20 protein-coding genes are annotated in these 23,491 nt (G+C 36.2%); 11 read left to right on the top strand and 9 right to left on the bottom strand.

What is annotated here, in order from left to right; all coding sequences use genetic code 11:
• The first annotated feature begins 7 nt into the window (after nt 1-7).
• From VBZ51_RS14730 to VBZ51_RS14720, 3 genes are all read left to right on the top strand, one after another.
• A complete protein-coding gene (locus tag VBZ51_RS14730; RefSeq protein ID WP_058105880.1) occupies nt 8-454 on the top strand; it encodes a type I restriction enzyme HsdR N-terminal domain-containing protein in 447 nt (148 codons plus the stop codon).
• A 12-nt stretch (nt 455-466) separates the two neighbouring features.
• Nucleotides 467-1,468: a glycosyltransferase family 2 protein gene (locus VBZ51_RS14725; RefSeq protein ID WP_286814919.1), complete on the top strand. Its 1,002-nt coding sequence runs from the start codon at nt 467-469 to the stop codon at nt 1,466-1,468.
• Nucleotides 1,469-1,566: 98 nt separating this feature from the next.
• Entirely contained in the window at nt 1,567-2,421 is an 855-nt protein-coding gene (locus VBZ51_RS14720; RefSeq protein ID WP_416577417.1) for an OmpA family protein, read from the top strand.
• A 76-nt stretch (nt 2,422-2,497) separates the two neighbouring features.
• Here the strand turns inward: VBZ51_RS14720 and VBZ51_RS14715 are convergent, their stop codons facing one another.
• Both VBZ51_RS14715 and VBZ51_RS14710 read right to left on the bottom strand, forming a co-directional pair.
• Nucleotides 2,498-3,118, bottom strand: a complete 621-nt coding sequence (locus VBZ51_RS14715; protein WP_058105877.1) for an L-threonylcarbamoyladenylate synthase — start codon at nt 3,116-3,118, stop codon at nt 2,498-2,500.
• A 42-nt stretch (nt 3,119-3,160) separates the two neighbouring features.
• Nucleotides 3,161-5,488: an ATP-dependent helicase gene (locus tag VBZ51_RS14710; RefSeq protein WP_099192009.1), complete on the bottom strand. Its 2,328-nt coding sequence runs from the start codon at nt 5,486-5,488 to the stop codon at nt 3,161-3,163.
• A 198-nt stretch (nt 5,489-5,686) separates the two neighbouring features.
• Here VBZ51_RS14710 and VBZ51_RS14705 point away from each other — a divergent pair, with 198 nt between their 5' ends.
• From VBZ51_RS14705 to VBZ51_RS14685, 5 genes are all read left to right on the top strand, one after another.
• Nucleotides 5,687-6,997 carry an amidohydrolase gene (locus tag VBZ51_RS14705; RefSeq protein WP_058105875.1) on the top strand — a complete coding sequence of 437 codons (1,311 nt, stop codon included), beginning with the start codon at nt 5,687-5,689 and terminating at the stop codon, nt 6,995-6,997.
• Between the two features lie 5 nt (nt 6,998-7,002).
• Nucleotides 7,003-8,559 (top strand): FMN-binding glutamate synthase family protein, encoded by a 1,557-nt coding sequence (locus VBZ51_RS14700; RefSeq protein WP_058105874.1) that lies wholly within the window; start codon nt 7,003-7,005, stop codon nt 8,557-8,559.
• Between the two features lie 25 nt (nt 8,560-8,584).
• Nucleotides 8,585-9,355: a hypothetical protein gene (locus VBZ51_RS14695; RefSeq protein WP_416577416.1), complete on the top strand. Its 771-nt coding sequence runs from the start codon at nt 8,585-8,587 to the stop codon at nt 9,353-9,355.
• Nucleotides 9,356-9,438: 83 nt separating this feature from the next.
• The gene (locus tag VBZ51_RS14690; RefSeq protein ID WP_058105872.1) at nt 9,439-9,957 is read left to right on the top strand and encodes a hypothetical protein; all 519 of its coding nucleotides are present in this window, start codon (nt 9,439-9,441) and stop codon (nt 9,955-9,957) included.
• A 34-nt stretch (nt 9,958-9,991) separates the two neighbouring features.
• Nucleotides 9,992-10,411, top strand: a complete 420-nt coding sequence (locus VBZ51_RS14685) for a DUF3995 domain-containing protein (RefSeq protein ID WP_416577415.1) — start codon at nt 9,992-9,994, stop codon at nt 10,409-10,411.
• Between the two features lie 7 nt (nt 10,412-10,418).
• Here the strand turns inward: VBZ51_RS14685 and VBZ51_RS14680 are convergent, their stop codons facing one another.
• Both VBZ51_RS14680 and VBZ51_RS14675 read right to left on the bottom strand, forming a co-directional pair.
• Complete coding sequence (locus VBZ51_RS14680) at nt 10,419-11,333, bottom strand: patatin-like phospholipase family protein (RefSeq protein WP_058105870.1); 915 nt, start codon at nt 11,331-11,333, stop codon at nt 10,419-10,421.
• Nucleotides 11,334-11,335: 2 nt separating this feature from the next.
• Nucleotides 11,336-13,405 carry a M1 family metallopeptidase gene (locus VBZ51_RS14675; RefSeq protein ID WP_416577414.1) on the bottom strand — a complete coding sequence of 690 codons (2,070 nt, stop codon included), beginning with the start codon at nt 13,403-13,405 and terminating at the stop codon, nt 11,336-11,338.
• A 186-nt stretch (nt 13,406-13,591) separates the two neighbouring features.
• Here VBZ51_RS14675 and recG point away from each other — a divergent pair, with 186 nt between their 5' ends.
• Nucleotides 13,592-15,697, top strand: coding sequence for an ATP-dependent DNA helicase RecG (gene recG / locus VBZ51_RS14670; protein ID WP_416577413.1), 2,106 nt, complete (start codon nt 13,592-13,594; stop codon nt 15,695-15,697).
• A gap of 2 nt (nt 15,698-15,699) precedes the next feature.
• Here recG and VBZ51_RS14665 read toward each other — a convergent pair whose 3' ends face one another.
• Genes VBZ51_RS14665 through VBZ51_RS14645 form a run of 5 tightly spaced genes read right to left on the bottom strand, consistent with a single transcriptional unit; the run spans nt 15,700 to nt 20,837 of the window.
• A complete protein-coding gene (locus VBZ51_RS14665; RefSeq protein WP_416577412.1) occupies nt 15,700-16,731 on the bottom strand; it encodes an SMP-30/gluconolactonase/LRE family protein in 1,032 nt (343 codons plus the stop codon).
• Nucleotide 16,732: 1 nt separating this feature from the next.
• Nucleotides 16,733-17,365, bottom strand: coding sequence for a bifunctional 4-hydroxy-2-oxoglutarate aldolase/2-dehydro-3-deoxy-phosphogluconate aldolase (locus tag VBZ51_RS14660; protein ID WP_416577411.1), 633 nt, complete (start codon nt 17,363-17,365; stop codon nt 16,733-16,735).
• The gene (locus tag VBZ51_RS14655) at nt 17,362-18,369 is read right to left on the bottom strand and encodes a sugar kinase (RefSeq protein ID WP_416577410.1); all 1,008 of its coding nucleotides are present in this window, start codon (nt 18,367-18,369) and stop codon (nt 17,362-17,364) included. Before VBZ51_RS14655 ends, VBZ51_RS14660 begins: the two co-directional genes overlap by 4 nt.
• Before the next feature lie 4 nt (nt 18,370-18,373).
• Entirely contained in the window at nt 18,374-19,534 is a 1,161-nt protein-coding gene (locus VBZ51_RS14650) for a mandelate racemase/muconate lactonizing enzyme family protein (RefSeq protein ID WP_416577409.1), read from the bottom strand.
• Nucleotides 19,535-19,547: 13 nt separating this feature from the next.
• Nucleotides 19,548-20,837, bottom strand: coding sequence for an MFS transporter (locus VBZ51_RS14645; protein ID WP_416577408.1), 1,290 nt, complete (start codon nt 20,835-20,837; stop codon nt 19,548-19,550).
• Nucleotides 20,838-21,304: 467 nt separating this feature from the next.
• Between VBZ51_RS14645 and leuC the strand changes: the two genes are divergently transcribed.
• Both leuC and leuD read left to right on the top strand, forming a co-directional pair.
• Nucleotides 21,305-22,717 (top strand): 3-isopropylmalate dehydratase large subunit, encoded by a 1,413-nt coding sequence (gene leuC / locus VBZ51_RS14640; protein ID WP_058105862.1) that lies wholly within the window; start codon nt 21,305-21,307, stop codon nt 22,715-22,717.
• A 99-nt stretch (nt 22,718-22,816) separates the two neighbouring features.
• Nucleotides 22,817-23,413 (top strand): 3-isopropylmalate dehydratase small subunit, encoded by a 597-nt coding sequence (gene leuD / locus VBZ51_RS14635; RefSeq protein WP_058105861.1) that lies wholly within the window; start codon nt 22,817-22,819, stop codon nt 23,411-23,413.
• The last annotated feature ends 78 nt before the right edge of the window (nt 23,414-23,491 follow it).

The following is a 23,491-nucleotide window of genomic DNA, read 5'->3' as shown; positions in this document are numbered from 1 at the left end:
TTGTATAATGCAGCCACTAAATTTTCCCAGCTACACTTTCAGGGTCAAAAATAGCGAAAATAGACCCTTAATATTTGACGAAATACGTAAAAAATTTATAGTACTTACTCCAGAAGAATGGGTAAGGCAGCATGTGGTAAAATTCTTGATACAAGAAAAAAATTATCCGATCAGTCATATCAACGTTGAAAAGCAGATTACCTTGAACGGGTTAAAAAAAAGATATGATATAGTAGTATTTAAGCCAGATGGAAAATTAGATATACTAGTAGAGTGCAAAGCACCGGAAATTACCATATCCCAAAATACATTTGATCAGATTGCACAATACAATTTTAAACTCAACGCCAACTACCTAATGGTCACTAACGGACTCGCACATTATTACTGTCAAATGGACTTTGTTGCGGAAAAATATCAATTCATGCAGGAAATTCCTGATTTTAGCCGTTAATTTGCGATCGTTTTGAAGATAGCCGTAGTCATATTAAACTGGAATGGTGAAGTGCTTTTAGAGAGGTACCTACCTTCTGTTATCTCATATTCCCAAGGAGCGGATGTATATGTTGCCGATAATGCATCTACAGATGGTTCGGTAGCATTTATCACTGAAAATTACCCTACGGTAAAAATTATTCAAAATGCCGTTAATGGAGGGTTTACAAAAGGGTATAATGATGCACTTGTTCATGTAGATGCTGATATTTTCTGCTTGTTAAACTCAGATGTAGAAGTATCGCCTAACTGGTTAATACCTATTAAGGAAACTTTCAATAATGTGCCAGACGCTGCCATTATTCAACCAAAAATACTGGACCTTCTTAAAAAAGACCACTTTGAATATGCAGGTGCAGCCGGTGGTTTTATAGACCAATTAGGATATCCTTTTTGTAGGGGTAGGCTTTTTCAAACTTTAGAAAAAGACAACGGGCAGTATAATGATGTTAGAGAAATTTTTTGGGCAACCGGAGCCTGCATGTTCATTAAGAAATCTGTTTTTCATGAACTCAATGGTTTTGATGAAGATTACTTTGCCCACCAGGAAGAAGTAGATCTCTGTTGGAGAGCAAAAAACCATGGGTATAAAATATTATATGTGGGTACATCGCATATATTTCATTTAGGAGGTTCTACCTTAAGTAACATGAATCCTAAAAAGACGTATTTAAATTTTAGAAATACACTATTCTCCATTACAAAGAACCTGCCCAGAAGAAAAGCCTTTATTATTATCTTCTTAAGATTACTGTTAGATGGTATTGCAGCAATACGATTTCTTTTTCAGTTAAGATTCAAACACTTTTTCGCTATTTTTAGGGCGCATTTAAGCTTTTACAGACAATTTAGAAAAATGTATAAAAAACGGGAAAAAACTCAATTCCTGAGAAAATACTATGTTACGAAGTCCATTGTATGGTCTTACTTCGTACATAGAATAAGTAATTTTAACATTTTAGTAAAAGATTAACTAACAACACATATAAGTGACTTTGTAATTATATAATTTTGGAGTCGCTTAGATGCGAAATTGAGTAAATAACTAAATTATTATAATAGAATCAAATTATGAAAAAAGTATTATTAGGATGTCTTGGAGTAACGCTTTTACTTTCTTCTTGTGTATCATCAAAGAAGTATGCCGATCTTGAAGCAAAACACAAAAATGCACAAGATTTATTAAACTCTGCAACTGTAAAGTTAAATGACTGTTTAGAAGAGAAAGCAACAGCTTCATCTAGACTTCAAACTTTAGAAGATCAAAATGCGTTTTTAAAGGCAAACAACCAAGAGTTGATCAACAATATGGGCAACCTAACAACTTTGACTACCAAAGGTGCTGAGAACTTAGAGAAGTCTTTAGAAAGCTTACAAGAAAAAGATTTAACTATTCGTAAGTTAAATGACGCTATTACCCGTAGAGATTCTGTAAACCTTTCATTGGTACAGAGCTTAAAAGGTGTATTAGGAAACATGGATGACGAGGATATTGAAATCAGCGTAGAAAAAGGTGTTGTTTTCGTATCTATATCAGACAAGCTTTTATTTAGCAGCGGTAGCTATAATCTTACAAGTAGAGCTAAAGAAGTTTTAGGAAAAGTAGCTAAAGTTGTAAATAACAAGCCTGATTTTGAATTTATGGTAGAAGGTCATACAGACAACGTTCCTTACAGAGGTAACGGTTCTCTATTGGATAACTGGGATTTAAGTGTTAAACGTGCTACAGCTGTTGTTCGTATTTTACAGAACGATTTCAATGTAGACCCTAAGCGTATGACTGCCGCTGGTAGATCAGAATATGTACCGGTATCTACAACTGAAAAATCTAAAAACAGAAGAACCCGTATCGTAGTTCTTCCAAAAATTGATCAGTTCTACAGCATGATCGAAGAAGGAATGAAAGATCCTGCAATCAACAAATAATAATTGATTGTAACATATAAAATTAAAGCGGCTCAATTGAGCCGCTTTTTTTATGTTTGAAATTGTGGAATCTATCTTAAATGATATCTAAACTGCCCTTACCTTCTCTAATCACTTCTGGATAACCGGTAGACACATCTATTATAGTAGAACCTACATTACCCCCATAACCACCATCAATTACGACATCAACAAGATTATCCCATTTTTCATAGATCAATTCAGGATCGGTCGTATACTCCAAAACATCATCATCATCTCTTATAGATGTAGAGACAATAGGATTGCCCAGTTCTTCTACCAAAGCTTTGACAATACTATTATCAGGAACACGAATACCAACGGTTTTCTTTTTTTTAAATTCTTTAGGTAGATTGTTATTACCAGGAAGAATAAAGGTATAAGGACCCGGCAATGCCCTTTTCAAAATTTTAAATGTTGCGGTATCTATTTGTCTAACGTAATCTGACAGGTTACTCAGATCTGTACAAATAAATGACCAATTTGCTTTTGCCAATTTAATACCCTTTATACGTGCTATTTTCTCCAAAGCTTTGGTATTGGTAATATCACAACCTAAACCGTATACAGTATCTGTGGGGTAAATGACCAAACCACCTTTACGTAATACATCCACCACCTTTTTTATCTCCTTGGGGTTAGGATTCTCTTCGTATATTCTGATGAACTCTGCCATAGCTTTAGGTTTTAAACCATATTGATATTAAATATACCAAAACTATCCGATCACTTCTAACTTTGCGAAACGAAGTAGTAGTTTCTTAATATCACCTTTATCAAACATTATCTCTGCCTTTCTATCGTTTCCGGCACCTTCAATCTTCACCACTTTACCTCGCCCAAAACGAGTGTGATTGATTAGAGAACCTTCTTGTAAATTAGGGTCTATCTTATTGGTATTACCTACTGGTTCTGATAATTGCGGTTTAATTTTACGCAGCTTTTTAAGTTGACCAGAATTTGGTTGACTTATAGATGGCGGAGTTCCCCTAACCGGTTTTTGTTGTCGTAATTTACTTTTATCTACCTCACCGAAAATATCTGCATTAATCAATGATTTATAACGATAGCCACCATCTACAGGAGTAAGGTTCTCAACATATTTTTCATCTATTTCTTCTAAAAACCTACTAGGTTCGGCATCGATCAACTTACCCCAACGATATCTATTTTGCGTATATGTTAGGTACGCCTGTTTCTCTGCCCTGGTCAAAGCAACATAGAACAATCTTCTTTCTTCTTCTAATTCGCTTCTGGTATTCATACTCATTCCTGAAGGAAAAAGATCTTCTTCCATACCAACAATGTAAACGTAAGGGAATTCCAATCCTTTTGCCAAGTGAATGGTCATTAAGGCAACCCTATCGTCATCACCAGTATCATTGTCCAAATCAGTAGCCAAAGCTACATCTTCTAAAAATTCACTAATACTACCGGTAGCTTCATCAATTTCCTGTTGCCCTTCAACAAAATCCTTAATACCGTTTAAAAGTTCTTCAATGTTCTCCATTTTACCAATACCCTCTGGAGTTCCATCCTTTTTAAACTCTAAAAGAATACCTGTTTTTTTGGCAACATGTTCAGACAATGCAAAAGCATCGGTAGTTTCGTTCATTACCTGAAAACTTTTGATCATGGTTACAAAGTCCTGCAGCTTTCGTTTGGTACCAGAATTAATTTTTAAATCAATTCTATCAATGTTCTCCATGACCTCAAAAATAGAACGATTGTAATGATTGGCGGCTACCACCAATTTATCCAATGTTGTACCACCAATACCCCTTGCTGGAAAATTGATTACCCTTTTTAAAGCTTCTTCATCTTTTGGGTTGATGACCAAACGTAAATATGACAAAACATCCTTGATCTCTTTACGTTGGTAGAATGACAGTCCGCCATAAATACGATATGGAATATCTCTTTTACGCAAGGCATCTTCAATTGCCCTAGATTGGGAGTTTGTTCTATATAATACACAAAATTGACCATTTGTCATTTGTTGCTGCATTCTATGTTCCCAAATAGAATTTGCTACAAATCTACCTTCTTCAGCATCGGTGGTGCTTCTATGAATTTTAATTGAAGGCCCATCATCATTATCTGTCCAAACTACTTTCTCAATTTGATTTTGGTTTTTCCCGATGATGGAATTGGCAGCATTTACGATATTTCTGGTAGAACGGTAATTCTGCTCTAGGCGATACATACCTACATTATCATAATCTTTTTGAAAGTTCAGAATATTGCTGATGTTCGCACCTCTAAAAGAATATATACTTTGAGCATCATCTCCTACCACACATATATTCTGAAAACGATCTGCCAATGCTTTTACGATCAAGTACTGTGAATGGTTGGTATCCTGATACTCATCTACCAAAATATATCTAAATCTATTCTGATATTTCATCAACACATCTGGGTAACGTGTCAAGAGTTCATTGGTTCGTAATAAGAGATCATCAAAATCCATTGCCCCGGCCTTAAAACAACGGTCAACATAATTCTCATAAATATCTCCAGTTCTTGGCTTTTTGGCCATAGCATCTTGTTCAACAAGATCTGGGTCATTTCGGTAGGCCTTAACCGTAATCAAACTATTTTTAAATGATGAAATTCTATTTTGAATCTGCTTATACTTGTAGATATCCTTATCAAGTCCCATTTCCTTGATGATAGAGGCAATTAGCCTTTGGGAATCTTGTGTGTCATAAATAGTAAAGTTGGCTGGGTAACCCAACTTGTCTCCATCTATACGCAATAACTTTGCAAAAACCGAGTGAAAGGTACCCATCCATAAGTTTTTAGCTTCACTGGCACCAACAATATGCGCAATACGTTCTTTCATCTCACGTGCCGCTTTATTGGTAAAGGTCAACGCCAAAATGTTAAAAGAATCTACACCTTGCGCCATTAGATACGCAATTCTATACGTTAATACTCGTGTTTTTCCAGACCCTGCCCCGGCAATTACCATTAAAGGTCCGTCTTTGTGTAAAACAGGAGCTTTTTGGGCATCGTTCAATTCATCTATAAATGAGCTCAAATTTTCTTTTTTTTAGAGCCGTGAATTTAGCTATTATTGAGGGATAGTAAAAGTGAAGTCCGCTAGTTTTATAAACAAATACGGGTATTTTTTTGAAATTGATAATAAATACAAAATCACTATCATAATCTTAGTATTATGTATGTTTGATCAATATATTTGTTGAACGACTACTTTAACTAACTTTAAATATACATTATGAGAAAATTATGGTTAATGGCCATTGTACTTTTCGGGGTTTCCGTACAAGCACAAGGTCCCAATCTTGAAAAGGATTACAAAGCTATTGAAAGCAAAGTAATTGATTGGAGAAGAGAAATTCACCAAAATCCTGAATTGGGAAACCGTGAGTTTAAGACTGCCGAAAAAATAGCCAAACATTTAAAATCACTTGGCATAGAAGTACAAACAGGAGTAGCACATACCGGTGTTGTAGGTCTATTGAAAGGAGATTTACCAGGGAAAGTAGTGGCACTAAGAGCAGACATTGACGCCTTACCTGTTACAGAAAGAAATGATTTGCCATACAAATCGAACGTTACTACAGAATTTATGGGTGAAAAAGTAGGCGTAATGCATGCTTGTGGTCATGATACACATACGGCGATTCTAATGGGTGTTGCCGAAGTTATGTCCAAGAACAAAGATAAGATCAAAGGAACCGTAAAGTTCATTTTTCAACCTGCAGAAGAAGGTCCGCCACAGGGTGAAGAAGGTGGTGCACTTTTAATGGTTAAAGAAGGCGTAATGGACAGTCCTAAAGTTGATGCCATTTTTGGACTTCACATTAATTCTCAAACACCTGTGGGTACCATACGCTACAAATCTGGTGGTACTATGGCCGCGGCACAGCAATTTGTGATCAATGTAAAAGGTAAACAATCCCACGGATCGCAGCCATGGTCAGGAATAGACCCTATTTTAATTAGTGCAAAAATTATTGATGGTCTACAGACAATAATCAGTAGAGAGACAGAACTAACCAATGAAGCCGCTGTTATTACCGTAGGTAAAATAAAGAGTGGTGTACGTTTTAATATTATACCAGAATCTGCAGAAATGATCGGTACTATTAGAACATTGGACTATGACATGAAAGACAAGCTTAACAAGCGTATGGTAGAAATGGTGAGCGATATTGCCAAAGCCTACGGTGGTGAAGCTACTTGTGTAATTACAGATGCTACCGATATTACGTATAACAACCCAGAATTAGTAGAACAAATGCTACCGACCATGAAAAGGGTTGCAGGTGAAAACAATGTTCTTTTTCAAAAAGCGGTAACCGGAGCAGAAGATTTTTCTTATTTTCAACGTGAGGCTCCAGGCTTTTTCTTTTTCTTAGGAGGAATGACACCGGGTACGACAGAATCTTACCCACATCATACGCCAGACTTTCTAATTGATGATAGCGGCTTACTTTTAGGGGTTAGAACACTAACCGAAATGAGTTTGGATTACCTAAATAGTGATCAAACGCCTCGTTTAGATATTAAACCAAAAGGATAATTTTGATGAACGATTTTTTTAATTCAATTCCAAGTCCACCATGGTGGACTTGGATTTTTTTGTTTCTTCTAATAGTTGCTATCTATGATATTTTTATTCAAAAAAAGCACACTATTAAACATAACTTTCCTATAGTAGGGCATTTACGGTATTGGTTAGAAAGTATAGGTCCTGAAATGAGGCAATATTTTGTGGCCAACAATAGAGAAGAACTTCCTTTTAATAGAATTGAAAGAGGATGGATCTATGCATCGGCAAAAAAAGAGAATAATTATGAAGGTTTTGGTTCTGACCGGGACCTTTACGCTCATCAGCACATTTTCGTGAAAAATAGAATGATGGGCTTTGTGGTTCCTGAAGGACATCCAAATGCCATTGACCCTTACTTTTTACCGTGTGCAAAAGTTATGGGACAACATAATAATCGTAGAAAACCCTTTAGGCCCAGTAGTATTGTAAACGTATCGGCTATGAGTTTTGGCTCCTTATCTGCCGCAGCGGTCGAAGCCATGAATAAAGGCGTAAAAAAGGCGGGAGCATATCATAACACAGGTGAAGGTGGTTTGTCACCATACCACAAACATGGCGGGGACATTGTATTCCATTTTGGTACCGGATATTTTGGCGTAAGAACTCCAGATGGTAATTTCTCTATGGAGAAAATGAAAAAACTGGTTGAAGACAATCCGTGTATTAAAGCCATAGAGATAAAACTATCACAAGGCGCAAAACCAGGAAAAGGTGGAGTATTACCTGGTGCAAAAATTACTCCTGAACTTGCAGAGATCAGAGGTGTTGAAGTGGGCAAAGATGTCTTGTCACCCGCAACACATAAGGCATTTTCCAATGTAACAGAGCTTATGGCCCTAATTGAAGATATTGCAAATGAAACTGGTTTACCTGTAGGTATCAAAGGAGCAATAGGGAAATTGGACCAATGGGAAGAGTTGGCAGATTTAATGCTGGAGACGGGAAAAGGCCCTGACTTTATTACCGTAGACGGTGGTGAAGGTGGTACAGGTGCCGCTCCCCCATCATTTGCAGACCATGTTTCATTACCATGGGTGTACGGCTTTTCTAGTTTATACCGTGTTTTCTTGAACAGAAACCTAACCGATAGAATCGTTTTTATAGGTTCAGGAAAATTAGGATTTCCAGCAAAAGCGGCAATGGCATTTGCAATGGGTGTAGACTGTATTAATGTAGCAAGAGAGGCTATGATGAGTATTGGCTGCATACAAGCGCAAGCTTGCCATAACAATACTTGCCCAACCGGTATTGCAACACAAAGTAAATGGTTACAGAAGGGAATAAACATTCCTTTAAAATCTGATCGTTTGGCACAATATTTTAGCACGTTCAGAAAAGAATTTTTAGAAATTACCCATGCTGCCGGCTATGAACACCCAAGTCAGTTTACCATGGATGATGTACAGGTAAATGTAGATGATAACGACCTTAACAGAAGCTTGGCTTCTACATATGGTTACAATAAAGCCAAAGTACCTTTTACCTGTGTGCAAGATTTAAAAGACTGTTCGTATCTTGGCGGCAAAAATTAGATTAACCTATTCAATGCATATTACTATGAAACGATTTTTTATATGTTCAGCTATATTCTTATTGGGATTAAGTGCAATTCAAGCTCAGAAAAAAAGTGAATTGATAGAACAAAATCAAGATTTAAAATTTAAGTTGGATTCCATTTCAAAAATGGTAAGCACCTCTCAACGCAATGAGAAATTAGCAAATCAACGCTCAGACGAATACCAGTCTCAAGTTACAGAACTGCAAGATGCCAATGCCACCTTAATGAAGAACCTCAATAGTTTTGCTGCATTATCTAGCCAAAATTCAGAGAATATCAACAAAACCTTAGCAACATTAGAACGTAAGGAAAAACAATTAAAAGGAATTACCGATGCTGTGGCAAGTAATGACTCTACCGCTGTTGTTATATTGACGAATGCAAAGCAAGTCTTAGGAGAAAACGCTAAAGTTGGTGTTACAGATGGTTCTGTGATCATTTCAGAAAAATTAGATTTTTTCTTTGCCGATGGTGTAGGCTTAAATCCATCTAGCGAATCTAAAGGCTGGCTTGAGAATGTAGCCAAGGTTGCCAATGCAAACCCGAAAAGCACCATAACGGTAGCAAGCTTAAATATTACCGGTGAAATGAACATAGCGCTGCAACAAGCCGCAGCTATCGCTAGTATATTGATCAAAGATTTTGGTGTCAATGGAGAGCGAGTTATTGCCGTTGGCCAAGATGGAGGGCTAAGAGAATCTTTACAAATTAAGTTTCAACCAGATTATAAAGCTTTTTATGATATGGCCAAGGGAGACGTTAAAAATTAAAATACTTGTATTTCATCGATGAAGTACTATACTAATTGAAAAATTTGGACGTTCTTGTTTAGTAAATAATAACTGATTAAAAAATGAACTCCGACCAAATTTTTCAACTTTTCGCTTATTTAATACCATCAGTAGTAACTGGTGCAATTGCTTTCTATTTCTTTAGAATGCACACCAATAATGAAGAAGGAAGACGACGTTTTCTATTGCACAAAGACTCTCAAAAAGATACATTACCCGTACGTTTACAGGCTTATGAAAGAATGGCCTTATTTTTAGAACGTATTGCCATACCAAGTTTGGTTGTTCGTGTTTCTCCGCAATCCGATGATAAAAATGCTTATGAAAACTTATTGATCAAAAGCATAGAAACCGAATTTGACCACAACCTTTCCCAACAAATATATATGACAGATGAATGTTGGAATGTCATCAAAGCGGCTAAGAGCGCAACAATTCAAATGATCAGAAAAGCTGCGATGAGCAATACTGAGACAGCAGATAAATTACGAGAAGACATCTTAAACGAAACCATGGATAAAACTTCACCATCTGCCACTGCCCTATCCTTTGTTAAAAAGGAGATTGGTGACTTATGGTAATCTTTTGAAAATGAGGAATGTTTTAAAATATTGTTTGATAACAACATTTCTCGCCTTATCCATAATTCACTTTTATTGGAGTGCAGGTGGGTCAATTGGCTATAGCAGCTCATTACCAGCCGATGAAAACGGAAATATTTTACTTGCCCCAACTACAGTAGATTGTATTCTTGTGGGAGTAGTTTTGCTCTTATTCGCAATTGTTTATACGCAAAACCCAAGCAATTCAAACTCTAAAATTTTAAAGTACTTCATTAAATTTGGGCAATGGATAATTCCTATCATATTCTTAATAAGAGCTATAGGAGAATTTAAATATGTTGGTTTTTTCAAAGAAGTAACCACAACTGAATTTGCTCAAATGGACACTTTGCTCTTTTCTCCTTTATGCTTGGGTATTGGCTGTGTTGGAATATTTCTTGCATTAAAAAACCCAAAAACTATAGATAAATAATCAATCTTTATTCGTGTTCGTTTGGCTCTATTGGGTTTGTCTCTTCATTTTTATTTTTGGCATACAAGTATCCTCTTTTCCACCAAAGTGTCATTTTTGCCTTATCAAAAATTAAAGAATTAGTCGTTAATATCGTGGGTGTATAGAACAGGTTTATAATGGCATTCTTTTGATTGGCGACCAATTTTCCAATTCTTATATTCTGATTTTCAATACGGTCAAGAATAAAACTCATCATCGTAGTAATCAACTCAAACGGATTTCGAGAAGCTACCCTGTTCATATAATTTACTTCGGTATGCAAAACAACCACATCTACTTCAGTAGCACCTCTTTTTATTGCTTCCTCAATAGGCACAATACTACCTAGACCACCATCTGCATATTCACAATAGTTTTTGCGCACCAAACTCATAAATGGCGTGTAGTTTGCAGAAATCCATACCCAGTCACAATAATCTTCATAAGTGCAATCTTTAATTGACTTATACTCCACTTGATTTAATGAGAGGTTAGAAACTGTTATAACTACATCAGAATCTCCATTTTTTAAAGTTTCAAATTCCTCAATGGTTAAACTATTTTCAATGAGCTTTCTAAGATTTTCACTCTCGCCAAAGGTCTTTTTACCGGTTAGAAAATTTCGTAAAACATTCCAATGGTTAATTGAAATTTCTTCATTACCACGAATGTTCTTCACTAGAAAAGGGCAGTTGTTAAAAATACTTTTTTGATTCACATTAGAATAGATTTCCTTAATCTTATCTAACTTACCTAATGCCAGGTGAGAGATTAGAAGACTGCCAGTAGAAGTACCTACGAAAATATCATATTTTCTACCCTCTTCTTGAATAAGGTATTGAGCAACACCACCTGCAAAGGCACCTTTACTACCACCACCAGAAATAACCAATGCTTTCATTATTATTTTAATTTCGTTTTAAGATAACGCAAATCTGCTGAATTTAGTTGATTTGCCACCTTTTCAATTTCCTTTTTCTGTTCGTCGTTTTCCCATAACCTATCTAACAATAGCCTGGCATAATTTCTAAATTGCCAAGAATGATGGTTGGTAGCTTTAATTAAATTGACCAAGGCTTCATCATTTAGAGCATTAATTTCGGACAGATATTGAAAGGCCGTTTGTCTTATTTCCGGATTGTATACAGCGCTTGTATATCCCACAAGTTCTCGGTGAAAGTATACCTTCTCCGTAGGTTTATATTCGGGCGTAAACAATGCCAATGTCAACCAAAGTTGCCGAAAGCTTTTATTGGGCAAACCAACAACATCCTTTGTTTCTTCTAGATACATAACCCTATCTTGCTCAAAACTAGACCACAAATTATATAACATTATTTCGTTGGTTACGTAACTATCATCTAATAATAGCGCTTCTGTATCCTCTTTAAGAGACTCTTGTATTTTACTTATTTTCTCAGCGGCAAATTGCCTAACTTTTACATTGTCACTGGTAATCAAAACAGGTAATTCCAATGCAGAAAAGTCATTTCTTAGGCTAAGTAAGGCCAGCTTTAATTGCAATGAAAATTTCGGATTTGCTAAAATTTCAGAAGGCGTAAACTCTTTTGAATTACCTAAAATTAAATCATAATATATTTTATGGGTAGCACTATTTCTTATAAGGTACTCTTTTGCTTCTTCCATCAGAAATAAATCACCTTCTAACCAATTTTTTCTAAAACTGTCTAAATCTTGATTACTCACTTCTTCCATTTCATTAATAAAATCAGTAACAGTCACATTTTTGAACTTATATTTATCTAAGTAAGCTTTAATTCCTGTTTTAAATGCGGAGTCCCTAATTTCTTCTCTTAAAATAGCTAAAGCCCATGCCCCTTTTTCATAAAAGGTAAGACTACTAGCCTTAGAGTTCAATAAACTCTGCCCCTCTCCTTTTTCAGAAATATCACTTAGCGTTTTAGCTGTATCAAATAGCTTCCAATAGAAATAATCATCACCAAAAATTTCCTTTTCAGCCAAATAGGCATAATAGGTAGCAAAACCTTCATGTAACCAATGGTGTTCACTATTCTTTTCCGTCACCAAATTACCAAACCATTGGTGCGCTAATTCATGCGCATTGATGTTTACATAATTTCTATCTATAAACGAAGTGGAATCAATAACATATGCATCAGAGAAAAAAGTAGCGCTCGTATTTTCCATGCCTGCATATAAAAAATCATGAACAGGAACCTGTTTATAATCTTGCCATGGATACGGTACACCTATTTCATTTTCTAAAAAATTAAATATCCCTTTAGTGTATCTATATGTAGGTTCCACTTTTAGACTATCGTTTGGGTAGTAATAGTTTTCGATAGTTATACCACTTTCAGATGTTAATACCTGCTTTTGATATATACCTATAGCGAATGCCAACAAATAACTGCTCATAGGTTTTTTCATATCAAATAACCAAATAGCATCTTCCTCATCATTATCAGTTTTTAGAAGTAGTTTACCATTTGCAATTACTTGATATTTTTTATCGGCTTTAATGGTAAGATCAAATTCTACCTTTTCTTCCATGTCATCAAAACTAGGAACCCAATGGCTGGTATACTTTCCTTGGCCTTGCGTCCATATTTGTTCATTGCCTTCTAATTCATCATCCCAACCAATAAAATAAACCGTTTGTTTAGGCTTGGCTATATACTGGATCATCAGTTTATGTGATTCACCCGCTTTGAATTTTTGTGTAATGGAAATTGTCTTTTCTGTGGCAGTGAAGTCTATCTTTTCCCCATCAAGTTCTACTTTTGAAAAATCCATATTCTTTGCATCAAAAAATACAGAATCAACATTTTGTAACACATGAAAACGATAGATCACTCCGCCTTTAATCTTTTTCTCTTTAGGTAAAAAACCTAGGTAAACCTTGGCTTTAATAAAATCTACTTTATCTTGATGTTGCCCAAAAGCATAGAGGGATAAGAATAAAAAAAGGGTGAAAATTAATTTCTTCATACAGTATTCCAAACAAATAATATTTCAAATTTAATGTTTTGGGGAGCACTTCCCTAACCTTTACCTGAATTGAATGTGATGCTAAACAACACTTATTTCGCCAGTTACCATTAGAACCATATTTACAAGAGCAGTAATGACATTTTCCCCTTTGGGGATTAAGGGGCTTATCCCTATTTTAGTACCATGAACGCAAACTTCTTGCAAACTCCAGTAGTATACTTAAAAGGTGTTGGTCCCAATAGGGCCGAAACCTTAAAGTCAGAATTAGGAGTAAGCACTTACCAAGATTTGCTGAACCTTTTTCCTAACCGCTACATTGATAAAACCCAATATTATAAAATTGGTCAATTGCAACGTAGCAATGCCGATGTGCAGATTATTGGAAAAATCATCAATATTAAAACCGTTGAACAAAAAAGAGGTACACGGTTGGTAGCTCGTTTTAAAGATGACACAGGAGAAATAGAATTAGTCTGGTTTAGAGGTCAAAAATGGATTCGTGAAAATCTAAAATTAAACGTACCGTACGTGATATTCGGTAAATGCAATTGGTTTAATGGTACTTTCTCAATGCCCCACCCAGAGATGGAGCCATTAAAAGAGCACGAGCAAGGCACAAAAGTGTACATGCAACCCGTGTACCCATCTACGGAGAAATTAGGTAATAAAGGCATAACCAACAAGGTCATAAGCAAATTGATGCAGCAACTTTTCATGGAAATCAACGGGAAGTTCACCGAAAGCCTTTCGGACAAATTACTGTATGAGTTAAAGCTATTGGGCAAAAGTGAGGCAATGTTCAATATACATTTTCCAAAAAACCAAGAATTACTTGCAAAAGCCCAGTGGCGATTAAAATTTGAAGAGCTCTTTTATATACAATTGCAACTGATAGGAAAAAATGTATCTCGAAAGAAAAAGATAAAAGGGTTTCCATTTCTTGAAGTTGGTGAATATTTTAAAGATTTCTACAACAACAAACTACCCTTTGAATTAACGGGAGCACAAAAAAGAGTTATAAAAGAAATACGGGCAGACCTTGGCAGTAATGCACAAATGAATAGATTGCTGCAGGGTGATGTAGGATCGGGAAAAACCATAGTTGCGGTAATGACCATGTTGTTGGCCATTGACAACGGATTTCAAGCCTGTTTAATGGCACCTACGGAAATTCTGGCCAACCAACATTTTCAAGGCATATCAGAGTTACTGGAAGGTACTGAAATTACCTGCTCGTTACTTACGGGCTCAGTAAAAAAATCGGCTAGAAAGCCTATACATGAGCAATTGGAAAATGGGGAATTGAATATACTTATAGGTACCCATGCCCTTTTAGAGGACAAGGTTAAATACAAGAATTTAGGAATAGCCATTATCGATGAACAGCATCGGTTTGGCGTAGCGCAACGTTCTAAATTATGGCATAAAAATGAATTTCCGCCCCATATATTGGTCATGACGGCAACACCCATACCAAGAACATTGGCCATGAGCCTGTATGGTGATCTGGATATTTCTGTAATAGATGAATTACCACCTGGTAGAAAACCCATTAAAACAGTGCATCGCTATGACGGTAACAGATTAAAAGTATTTCGTTTTATACGAGATGAAATTGAAAAAGGACGCCAGGTTTATGTGGTATACCCATTAATACAGGAATCTGAAGCCATGGATTACAAAGATCTTATGGATGGCTATGAAAGCATTGTGCGCGATTTTCCACAACCAAAATATCAGATTTCCATAGTTCATGGACAAATGAAACCGGCGGACAAAGATTTTGAAATGGAGCGCTTTGTAAAGGGAGAAACACAAATAATGGTAGCCACTACAGTTATTGAAGTTGGGGTCAACGTGCCTAATGCATCGGTTATGATCATTGAAAGCGCAGAACGGTTTGGCTTATCGCAACTACACCAATTACGTGGTCGTGTTGGCCGTGGTGCCGATCAAAGTTTTTGTATTTTAATGACCGGCCATAAGCTATCTAACGACTCCAAAACCAGACTAGAAACTATGGTGACCACAAATGACGGCTTTGAAATTGCAGAAGTAGATCTAAAACTCCGAGGGCCAGGTGACATTATGGGCACCCAACAAAGTGGTCTGTTAAATCTAAAAATTGCGGATATAGTTAAAGATAATGACATCTTAAAATCGGCTCGCTACTATGCCCTACAATTACTAAAAGAAGACCCATCTTTAAGCAAGCCAGAAAATCTAATTATTAGACATATGTATGCACAGCTGGTAAAACACAAGAATATCTGGACATATATTAGTTAGTTTTATTTTAAATCCAAAGCCAATATATAACTATCTGCAGTTAAAAATAATCGCTTTTCATTAGTTGTTAAGGCACAGTTAGAAGTCAATAAACCCGTGTATACTCTAGCTATAGGTTTAGCTTCTTTATTAAAAATCCACAACCCACCTGGACCCGTGGCAAAAATATAGCCTTTACTATTTGCTTTCAAACCGTCTGGAAGTCCTTGTTGACCAGGTTTGCCCAACAAGTGCTTAACATCATAAAATAACTTCTTGTCAACAGCTTTACCTGGTGCTTCTAGACTATATTGAAACCAAGCACCACCAACCTTATCATCTGACACTGCTACATAAAGTAATTTGTTATCACTAGAAAGTGTAATTCCGTTCGGAAAACTCAATTCTTTATCTATTAGAATTAGTTCACCAGATCTTAAAAGACAATAAACTCCCTGAAAATCCAATTCCTTATCCTCATCTTCCATTAAGTTTCGAAGTCCGTATGGTGGATCAGTGAAATACAAATTTCCATTTTTGTCAAAAACACCGTCGTTGGGACTATTCAGCCTTTTACCTTCAAAGCTATTTATTAAAGAAGCATACGTAGAACTTGGATCATCCAAATCTGATTTCATCACCCCAACACGCCGCTCTCCATGCTGCATAAGTACCAGCTGCCCCTGTGGACTTAACAGCAAACCGTTTGAACCCGGTCCAAAACCTGTATAATTTTCAACATCAAAACCAGAAGGGTTTAAATAAGTTACCGTATCATTCTGGGCATTCAGTTTATAGACTTTATTTTTAGGAATATCAGAAAACAAAAGGTATTGACCATCTTCTATCCACAATGGTCCCTCTACCCAATCAAAACCACTAGCTATTATTTTCAATGTACTTTTTGAGTCTAAAACCTGTAAAGCTTCATCATCTAGTATCTCAATTGAAAAGTTTGATGTTATGGATCCATCCCCTAATATTTCTTTAGTCCCAGACATTTTACAGGAAGCTGTAACAATGAATACTAGTAGGAATAGAACTTTTTTAATCATGTTAATTGGATTTTGCCTGATTTACAAAATCTTCAGATAATTTTTTACTGGCCTCAAAATCGATTTTACCGGTCTTGGCATCATTGACCACACAACCGTAACCTATACCCGATGCACCAGCTTTAAACCAATCGCCAACGTTATTCGGATTAATTCCACCCACTGCAAAATATTCAATATGATCCAAAGGTGCTTTTAACGCTTTAAAATATTGAAGACCCATTGCACCGGCAGGAAAAAGTTTTACAACATCTGCTCCATTTTCGCTAGCCACACAAACCTCTGAAGGCGTCATAGCGCCCATTAAAACGGGCACATCATATTTATGGCTCAGTGCAACGACATCCACATTAGTATTTGGAGTAACCAGAAACTGTGCTCCAGCTGCTATGGCTTGCTCCGCAATTTTGACATTAATAGCTGTGCCAACTCCAATAATTTTATTTGGATACAAGGCACGAGCATTGGTAATTTCTTCTAAATAACCAGGCGTATTAGATGTAATCTCAAGTACATCTACCCCGGTTTCCAAGACAATTTTTACCAACTGGGGCACATCATTTTGACTCTTTGTACGAAGAATGGCCACAATTTTTTCATTTTTGATTCTAGCAACTATTTCTTTTCTATTCATCTTAAAACATGTCCGGAGATATTACCTTCCATTATTGATTTAATTTCATTTTCTGAACTGGTATGCTGATCTCCCTTTATAGTGTGCTTTAATGCAAAAGCCGCCGTAGAAAAATCTATAATTTCTTGATCCGCATCACCTTTATTAATACTATGTAAACAAGCAGCGGCGAAGGCATCTCCTGTGCCAAAACGATCTGTTATGTTCACCTTTATAATTTTTGCTACCGATAAGTTATTATTGGACAGCAACACACCAGATAGCTCATTCTCAGTGGCAGAGCTATGCTTTCTAATTGTAAATGCCAGTTGCTCAATGCCAAACTTTTTCTTTGCCTTTAGAACAGCGTTTATAGTCTTTTCTTCAGGACAATCACCTTCAAAATCCATCTCATAAACATCTTTTAATACACCTGCATTACCAAAAAGCAAATCAGTATGACCTAGTATCTTGTTAAAAATAAGCTGTGCATCTTTATTGGATTTCCATAAGGTCCTTCTATAATTCATATCAAAAGCAACCTTAACCCCTAATTCCTTGGCTATTTTTGCAACATTTATAGTCTCTTTTGCACATTGTTCACTAAGTACAGGTGTAATACCAGAAAGAAAGAGCCATTTTTTATTTCTAAGGATTTCTTCCCACGGAAACTCACCTTCTTTTATAGTACTAATTGCAGAATTTGCCCTATCATAAATAACACTTGATGGCCTAATGGAGTCACCTATCTCTATAAAGTATGTGCCAATTCTGCTGCCACCACGGACCACAAAATTAGTTTGAACACCAAACGCCTGTAGGTTTCTAACAGCTGCATCACCCAACTGATTGGACGGTAATTTGGAAACAAAAGAAATATCATTGTTCAAAACGCCCAATGCACTTGCCACATTAGATTCTGAACCAGCATAATTAACATTAAAGGTATTGCTAGAATTTATTTTCTGTCCGTGATCGTTCGGCGTTAACCGCAACATTATTTCTCCAAAAGTTACAAAGCTCATTTGATTACCAATTTGTTAATGATCCATCATTTTTTCTTAATCTAGGAATTTCAATAGGCTTGAAATCTTTAGAAAGCGCCAATTGCTCATTAAACGCTACACCCAGACCAGGCAAATCCGATACTTTATACCGAGGACCTTCAAGAATGGGTTGCTCTGGGTAAAACTCTGGTGCATTGGTACCCATATATTGGGCAGGTGTATTTATTTCTTCTAACCAACTAAAATTTGGGCAAGAAGCCGCCAATTGTATAGTTGCTGCTGTACATATAGGTCCTAATGGATTGTGGGGCATTAAATCTATGTAATGTGTTTCTGCCATTGCCGCTACTTTTTTAGCCTCGGTCAAACCGCCCACATTACATACGTCTATACGTGCAAATTGAGTTATATTCTGTTCAATAAAGGGCATAAACTGCCATTTACTTGAAAATTCCTCACCAATAGCAAAAGGCACATCTACCATTTGACGTAAACTTTTATAAGCTTCAGGATTTTCATCTCTAATAGGTTCCTCAATAAAATCTAAAGTTCCTTTAGGCATTCTTTGTATGAACGAATAAGTTTCTGGTATAGACAGCCTAGTATGATAATCTATGCCCATTGTAATTTTAGAACCAATTTCTTTGCGCAATTCAGTAACCCAATCTGCCAAAAGTGCAATAGAAGTTCTTGGCTCAAAAATACCCGGGTCTTTCTGAGATTCAAACTCTGCGGGAGCCAATCGTAGCATATTCCATCCATCTTTTACCAAAATTCTTGAATAATGCAACAACTCTTCTTTTGTCGTGAAACGCACGGAGGCAAAACACTCTACATAATCTCGTTGCTTACCCCCTAAAAGATCATATATGGGAATTTCAAGAACTTTACTTTTAACATCATGCAAGGCAATATCAATTGCAGAGATAGCGGCTGTTAATACACGACCTCCTTCAAAATATTGACCACGATACATTTCTTGCCAAAGTGCACCAATTTGCCTTGGGTCCCTACCTATTAAGAAAATTTTAAAATGTTGAATAGCACCTACTACGGCTAGCTCTCTACCTGAAAGACCAGATGCTCCCCATCCATGAATATTCTCATCGGTTTCTATTTTTACTACCAACTGAATACCTGTGCCTATGTTAATAGGAAATGTTTTAATATCCGTAATTCTCATTTCATAAGTTTATTTAAGATTTTGACACTATTCTTTCAACCTTACCAATAACAAAGGTGTAGCAGAAGAACCCTAGAAAGGCAACTCCTCCAATAAAGAACAAAGCCGGTTTGAAATCTCCATCCTCTACTAAATAGCCTATAACAACTGGTACGACCACAGCAGACAAGCCTCCAATAAAATTAAAGGCCCCTCCGGTTAAGCCAATTAAGTTCTTAGGTGCCATAAGCGAAACAAAAACCCATGCTATACTTGCCAGCCCATTACCAAAGAAAGCAATTGCCAAAAACAGAATAACCAAAGTATTGTCATCTGTATAATTGGCACCAATGATTGCCGTAGATAGTAACATACCTATAACAATAGGTCCTTTTCTGGCAATTTCATTACTATATCCTTTTTTTACTAAATAATCTGAACTAAACCCAGACAATAAAATACCTGCGAATGCCGCCAAAAATGGTATAGACGCCAAAAAACCAGATTGCAAAAAGTCTAACCCCCTATATTTCACTAAATATGTTGGAAACCATGTAAGAAAGAATATTGCTGTAGCACCTAAACAGAACTGACCTATGTAAATACCCCAAAGCTTCCTATACTTGAAAACCTGAATTAAATCTGACATCTCAAATTTCTCCTTCGGTTTCCCCTTTACATTCGATTTCAAGTCAATAAGTCCGCCACCATCGGCAATATGTTTCAATTCATTTTCGCTTATGCTTTTGTGTTCTTTTGGATCTCGATAAAAAATATACCACACCAATGCCCAAACCAAACCAATAATACCACTTACAATGAACAAGCCCCTCCACCCCATTTGAGATTGTATCCAAGTTAAGACTGGAGTTAAAAATGCCAAACCCAAATATTGTCCAGAGGTATAAACAGCAATTGCGGAAGCCCTTTCATTATCAGGAAACCAACGAGTAACTATTAAGTTATTAATGGGATAAGATGGTGCTTCAAAAATTCCAATGCTAGCCCTTAAACCTATTAATAATAAAAAAGAATTGGCGACACCTTGTATTAATGTAGCAATTGACCAAAATGCCATAAGAATAGGGTATAAGAATCTTGTTTTTATTTTATCGGCCATAATACCCCCTGGTATTTGCAAAATAGCATAGGTCCACGCAAAGGCCGAAAAAATATATCCCATTTGTACGGTACTTAATTCTAATTCATCACTTAAAGCAAACGCAGCAACCGAAATATTACTACGATCTAAGTAATTGATCACAACAGTAAAAAATACCATTGCCAATATGTTGTAACGCTTTTTAGTAGATTTTTCTAACATGTATCCTAAAGTTATTATCGTAATTTTTATCCCTGAATTTAACGACATTACACCTTTGACAATATTTCATTATCAATTTTAAACTACATGCCGATAATTAAACAATAAGTCAATCAAAAACAGACCTTAAAAGAACATCCAAAAATTACCACATATAAAATTGACCTGCTATTTATACTTATAGAAAACAATAGAACAATTGAATTAACTACTATACATAAACTAGACAATGTTCAAAAAAATTAAGAATGTGTTCAAGGGAAGGAAAAAATTGAATTTTTCTAAAGAATATATGTGTTTTCCTAAATTTTTAAACAATAAACCAAGTGACTCCTATAGTTTTATATTGTACTTAGAAATTCATTAAAATATAACAACTTTATCGTTGAACATCGTAATTTAGAAGGGTGTTAATTTCGAAAAAACCCTTGGTTTTAATAGATTTGTGAACTTAGATTATATAGAATATGAGCGCAACAAAAACATTATTTGACAAAGTGTGGGATTCCCACGTAGTACATAAAATACAAGATGGTCCAGATGTACTGTTCATTGACAGACACATGGTACATGAGGTAACCAGTCCTGTTGCTTTCCTTGGCATTAAGAATAGAAATATTCCTGTAATGCATCCGGAGAAAACTTTTGCAACGGCTGACCATAACACGCCTACAATAAACCAACATTTGCCGGTTGCCGATCCACTTTCTGCGAACCAATTAAAAATGTTAGAGGAAAATGCTAATGAATATGGTATTTCTTATTGGGGATTAGGTCACGCAAAAAATGGTATTGTACACGTTGTTGGCCCTGAATACGGTATTACACAACCTGGTGCTACTATAGTATGTGGAGATTCTCACACCTCTACACATGGTGCATTTGGTGCTATTGCCTTTGGTATTGGAACATCTGAAGTTGAAATGGTATTGGCTACGCAATGTATTATGCAGCCTAAACCAAAGAGAATGCGTATCAATATCAACGGGAAAATGAGTAAAGGTGTTACTCCTAAAGATGTTGCCTTATTCATTATCTCTCAATTAACTACTTCTGGTGCTACTGGATACTTTGTAGAATATGCAGGTGAAATTTTCAGGGACATGAGTATGGAAGGTCGTATGACCGTGTGTAACCTGAGTATTGAAATGGGTGCCCGTGGTGGTATGATCGCTCCAGATGAAAAAACGTTTGAATATATAAAAGGTCGTGAGTTTACACCAAAAGGTGCCGACTGGGATAAGGCTATGGCTTATTGGGAAACATTGTATACCGATGAAGATGCCATTTTCGATAAAGAATTGACTTTTGACGGTTCGTTAATAGAACCAATGATTACCTACGGTACCAACCCGGGTATGGGAATGGGAATATCAAATGATATACCTATGGCAAATGCCGTTCAAGGTGGTGCATCTACATATCAGAAATCATTGAAATATATGGATTTCAATGAAGGTGAAAGTATGATGGGCAAGCCTATTGACTTTGTTTTCCTTGGAAGTTGCACCAATGGTCGTATAGAAGATTTCCGTGCTTTTGCATCAATAGTAAAAGGAAAGAAAAAAGCCGATAATGTAACCGCATGGTTGGTTCCTGGATCTCACAAAGTAGAAACTGCCATTAAAGAAGAAGGCATATTGGATATTTTAACCGAAGCCGGTTTTGAACTTCGTGAGCCTGGTTGTTCTGCTTGTTTAGCAATGAACGATGATAAGATACCTGCTGGTAAACTGGCCGTAAGTACATCTAACAGAAACTTTGAAGGAAGACAAGGTCCTGGATCAAGAACTTTGTTGGCTAGTCCTTTAGTTGCTGCTGCGGCTGCCGTAACCGGTAAAGTAACAGACCCAAGGGAATTAATGGCAGAGTTAGTATAACAATTTTGTCCTTAACTAATAGCCTAAGGCTTTTAGTGAAAAAACAATGATAATAATACAGGCCAATGGTCAATAACCAGAGGCAAAAAGCTATAAAAAATGGCATACGATAAATTCAATATATTGACATCAACGGCAGTACCGTTGCCAATTGAAAATGTAGATACCGATCAAATAATACCGGCTAGGTTCTTAAAAGCAACAGAGCGTGTAGGTTTCGGTGATAATCTTTTTAGAGACTGGAGATACAATCAGGACAACACCCTGAAAGAAGATTTTGTTTTAAACCAAGATAAATTCAGTGGAAAAATTTTAGTAGGTGGAAAAAACTTTGGTTCTGGTTCATCCCGTGAGCACGCTGCATGGGCAGTTTATGATTACGGATTTAGATGTGTAGTTTCTAGTTTCTTTGCAGATATTTTCAGAAACAACTGTTTAAACATCGGTGTTTTACCCGTACAGGTAAGTGCAGAGTTTTTACAGAAAATTTTTGATGCCGTGGAGGCAGACCCTTCTGCAGAATTGGAAATTAATCTTCCTGAGCAAAAAATAACATTGTTGGCTACGGGTGAAAGTGAATCTTTTGACATCAATGATTACAAGAAAAACAATATGTTGAACGGTTTTGATGATATTGATTACTTATTGAACATCAAAAAGGATATTGAGACATTTGCGGAAAACACTCCGTTATAAACTCAATTTTCAAAGTACCAACATCATTTACGTTAACTAACCATTTGCCGTTTCCTAATATTAGATGAAATGGCAATT

Origin of the sequence: Maribacter sp. HS (genome assembly GCF_048059195.1) — a bacterium.
GTDB classification, from domain to species: domain Bacteria; phylum Bacteroidota; class Bacteroidia; order Flavobacteriales; family Flavobacteriaceae; genus Maribacter; species Maribacter dokdonensis.
This window is presented reverse-complemented; position numbering and strand designations above follow the sequence as displayed.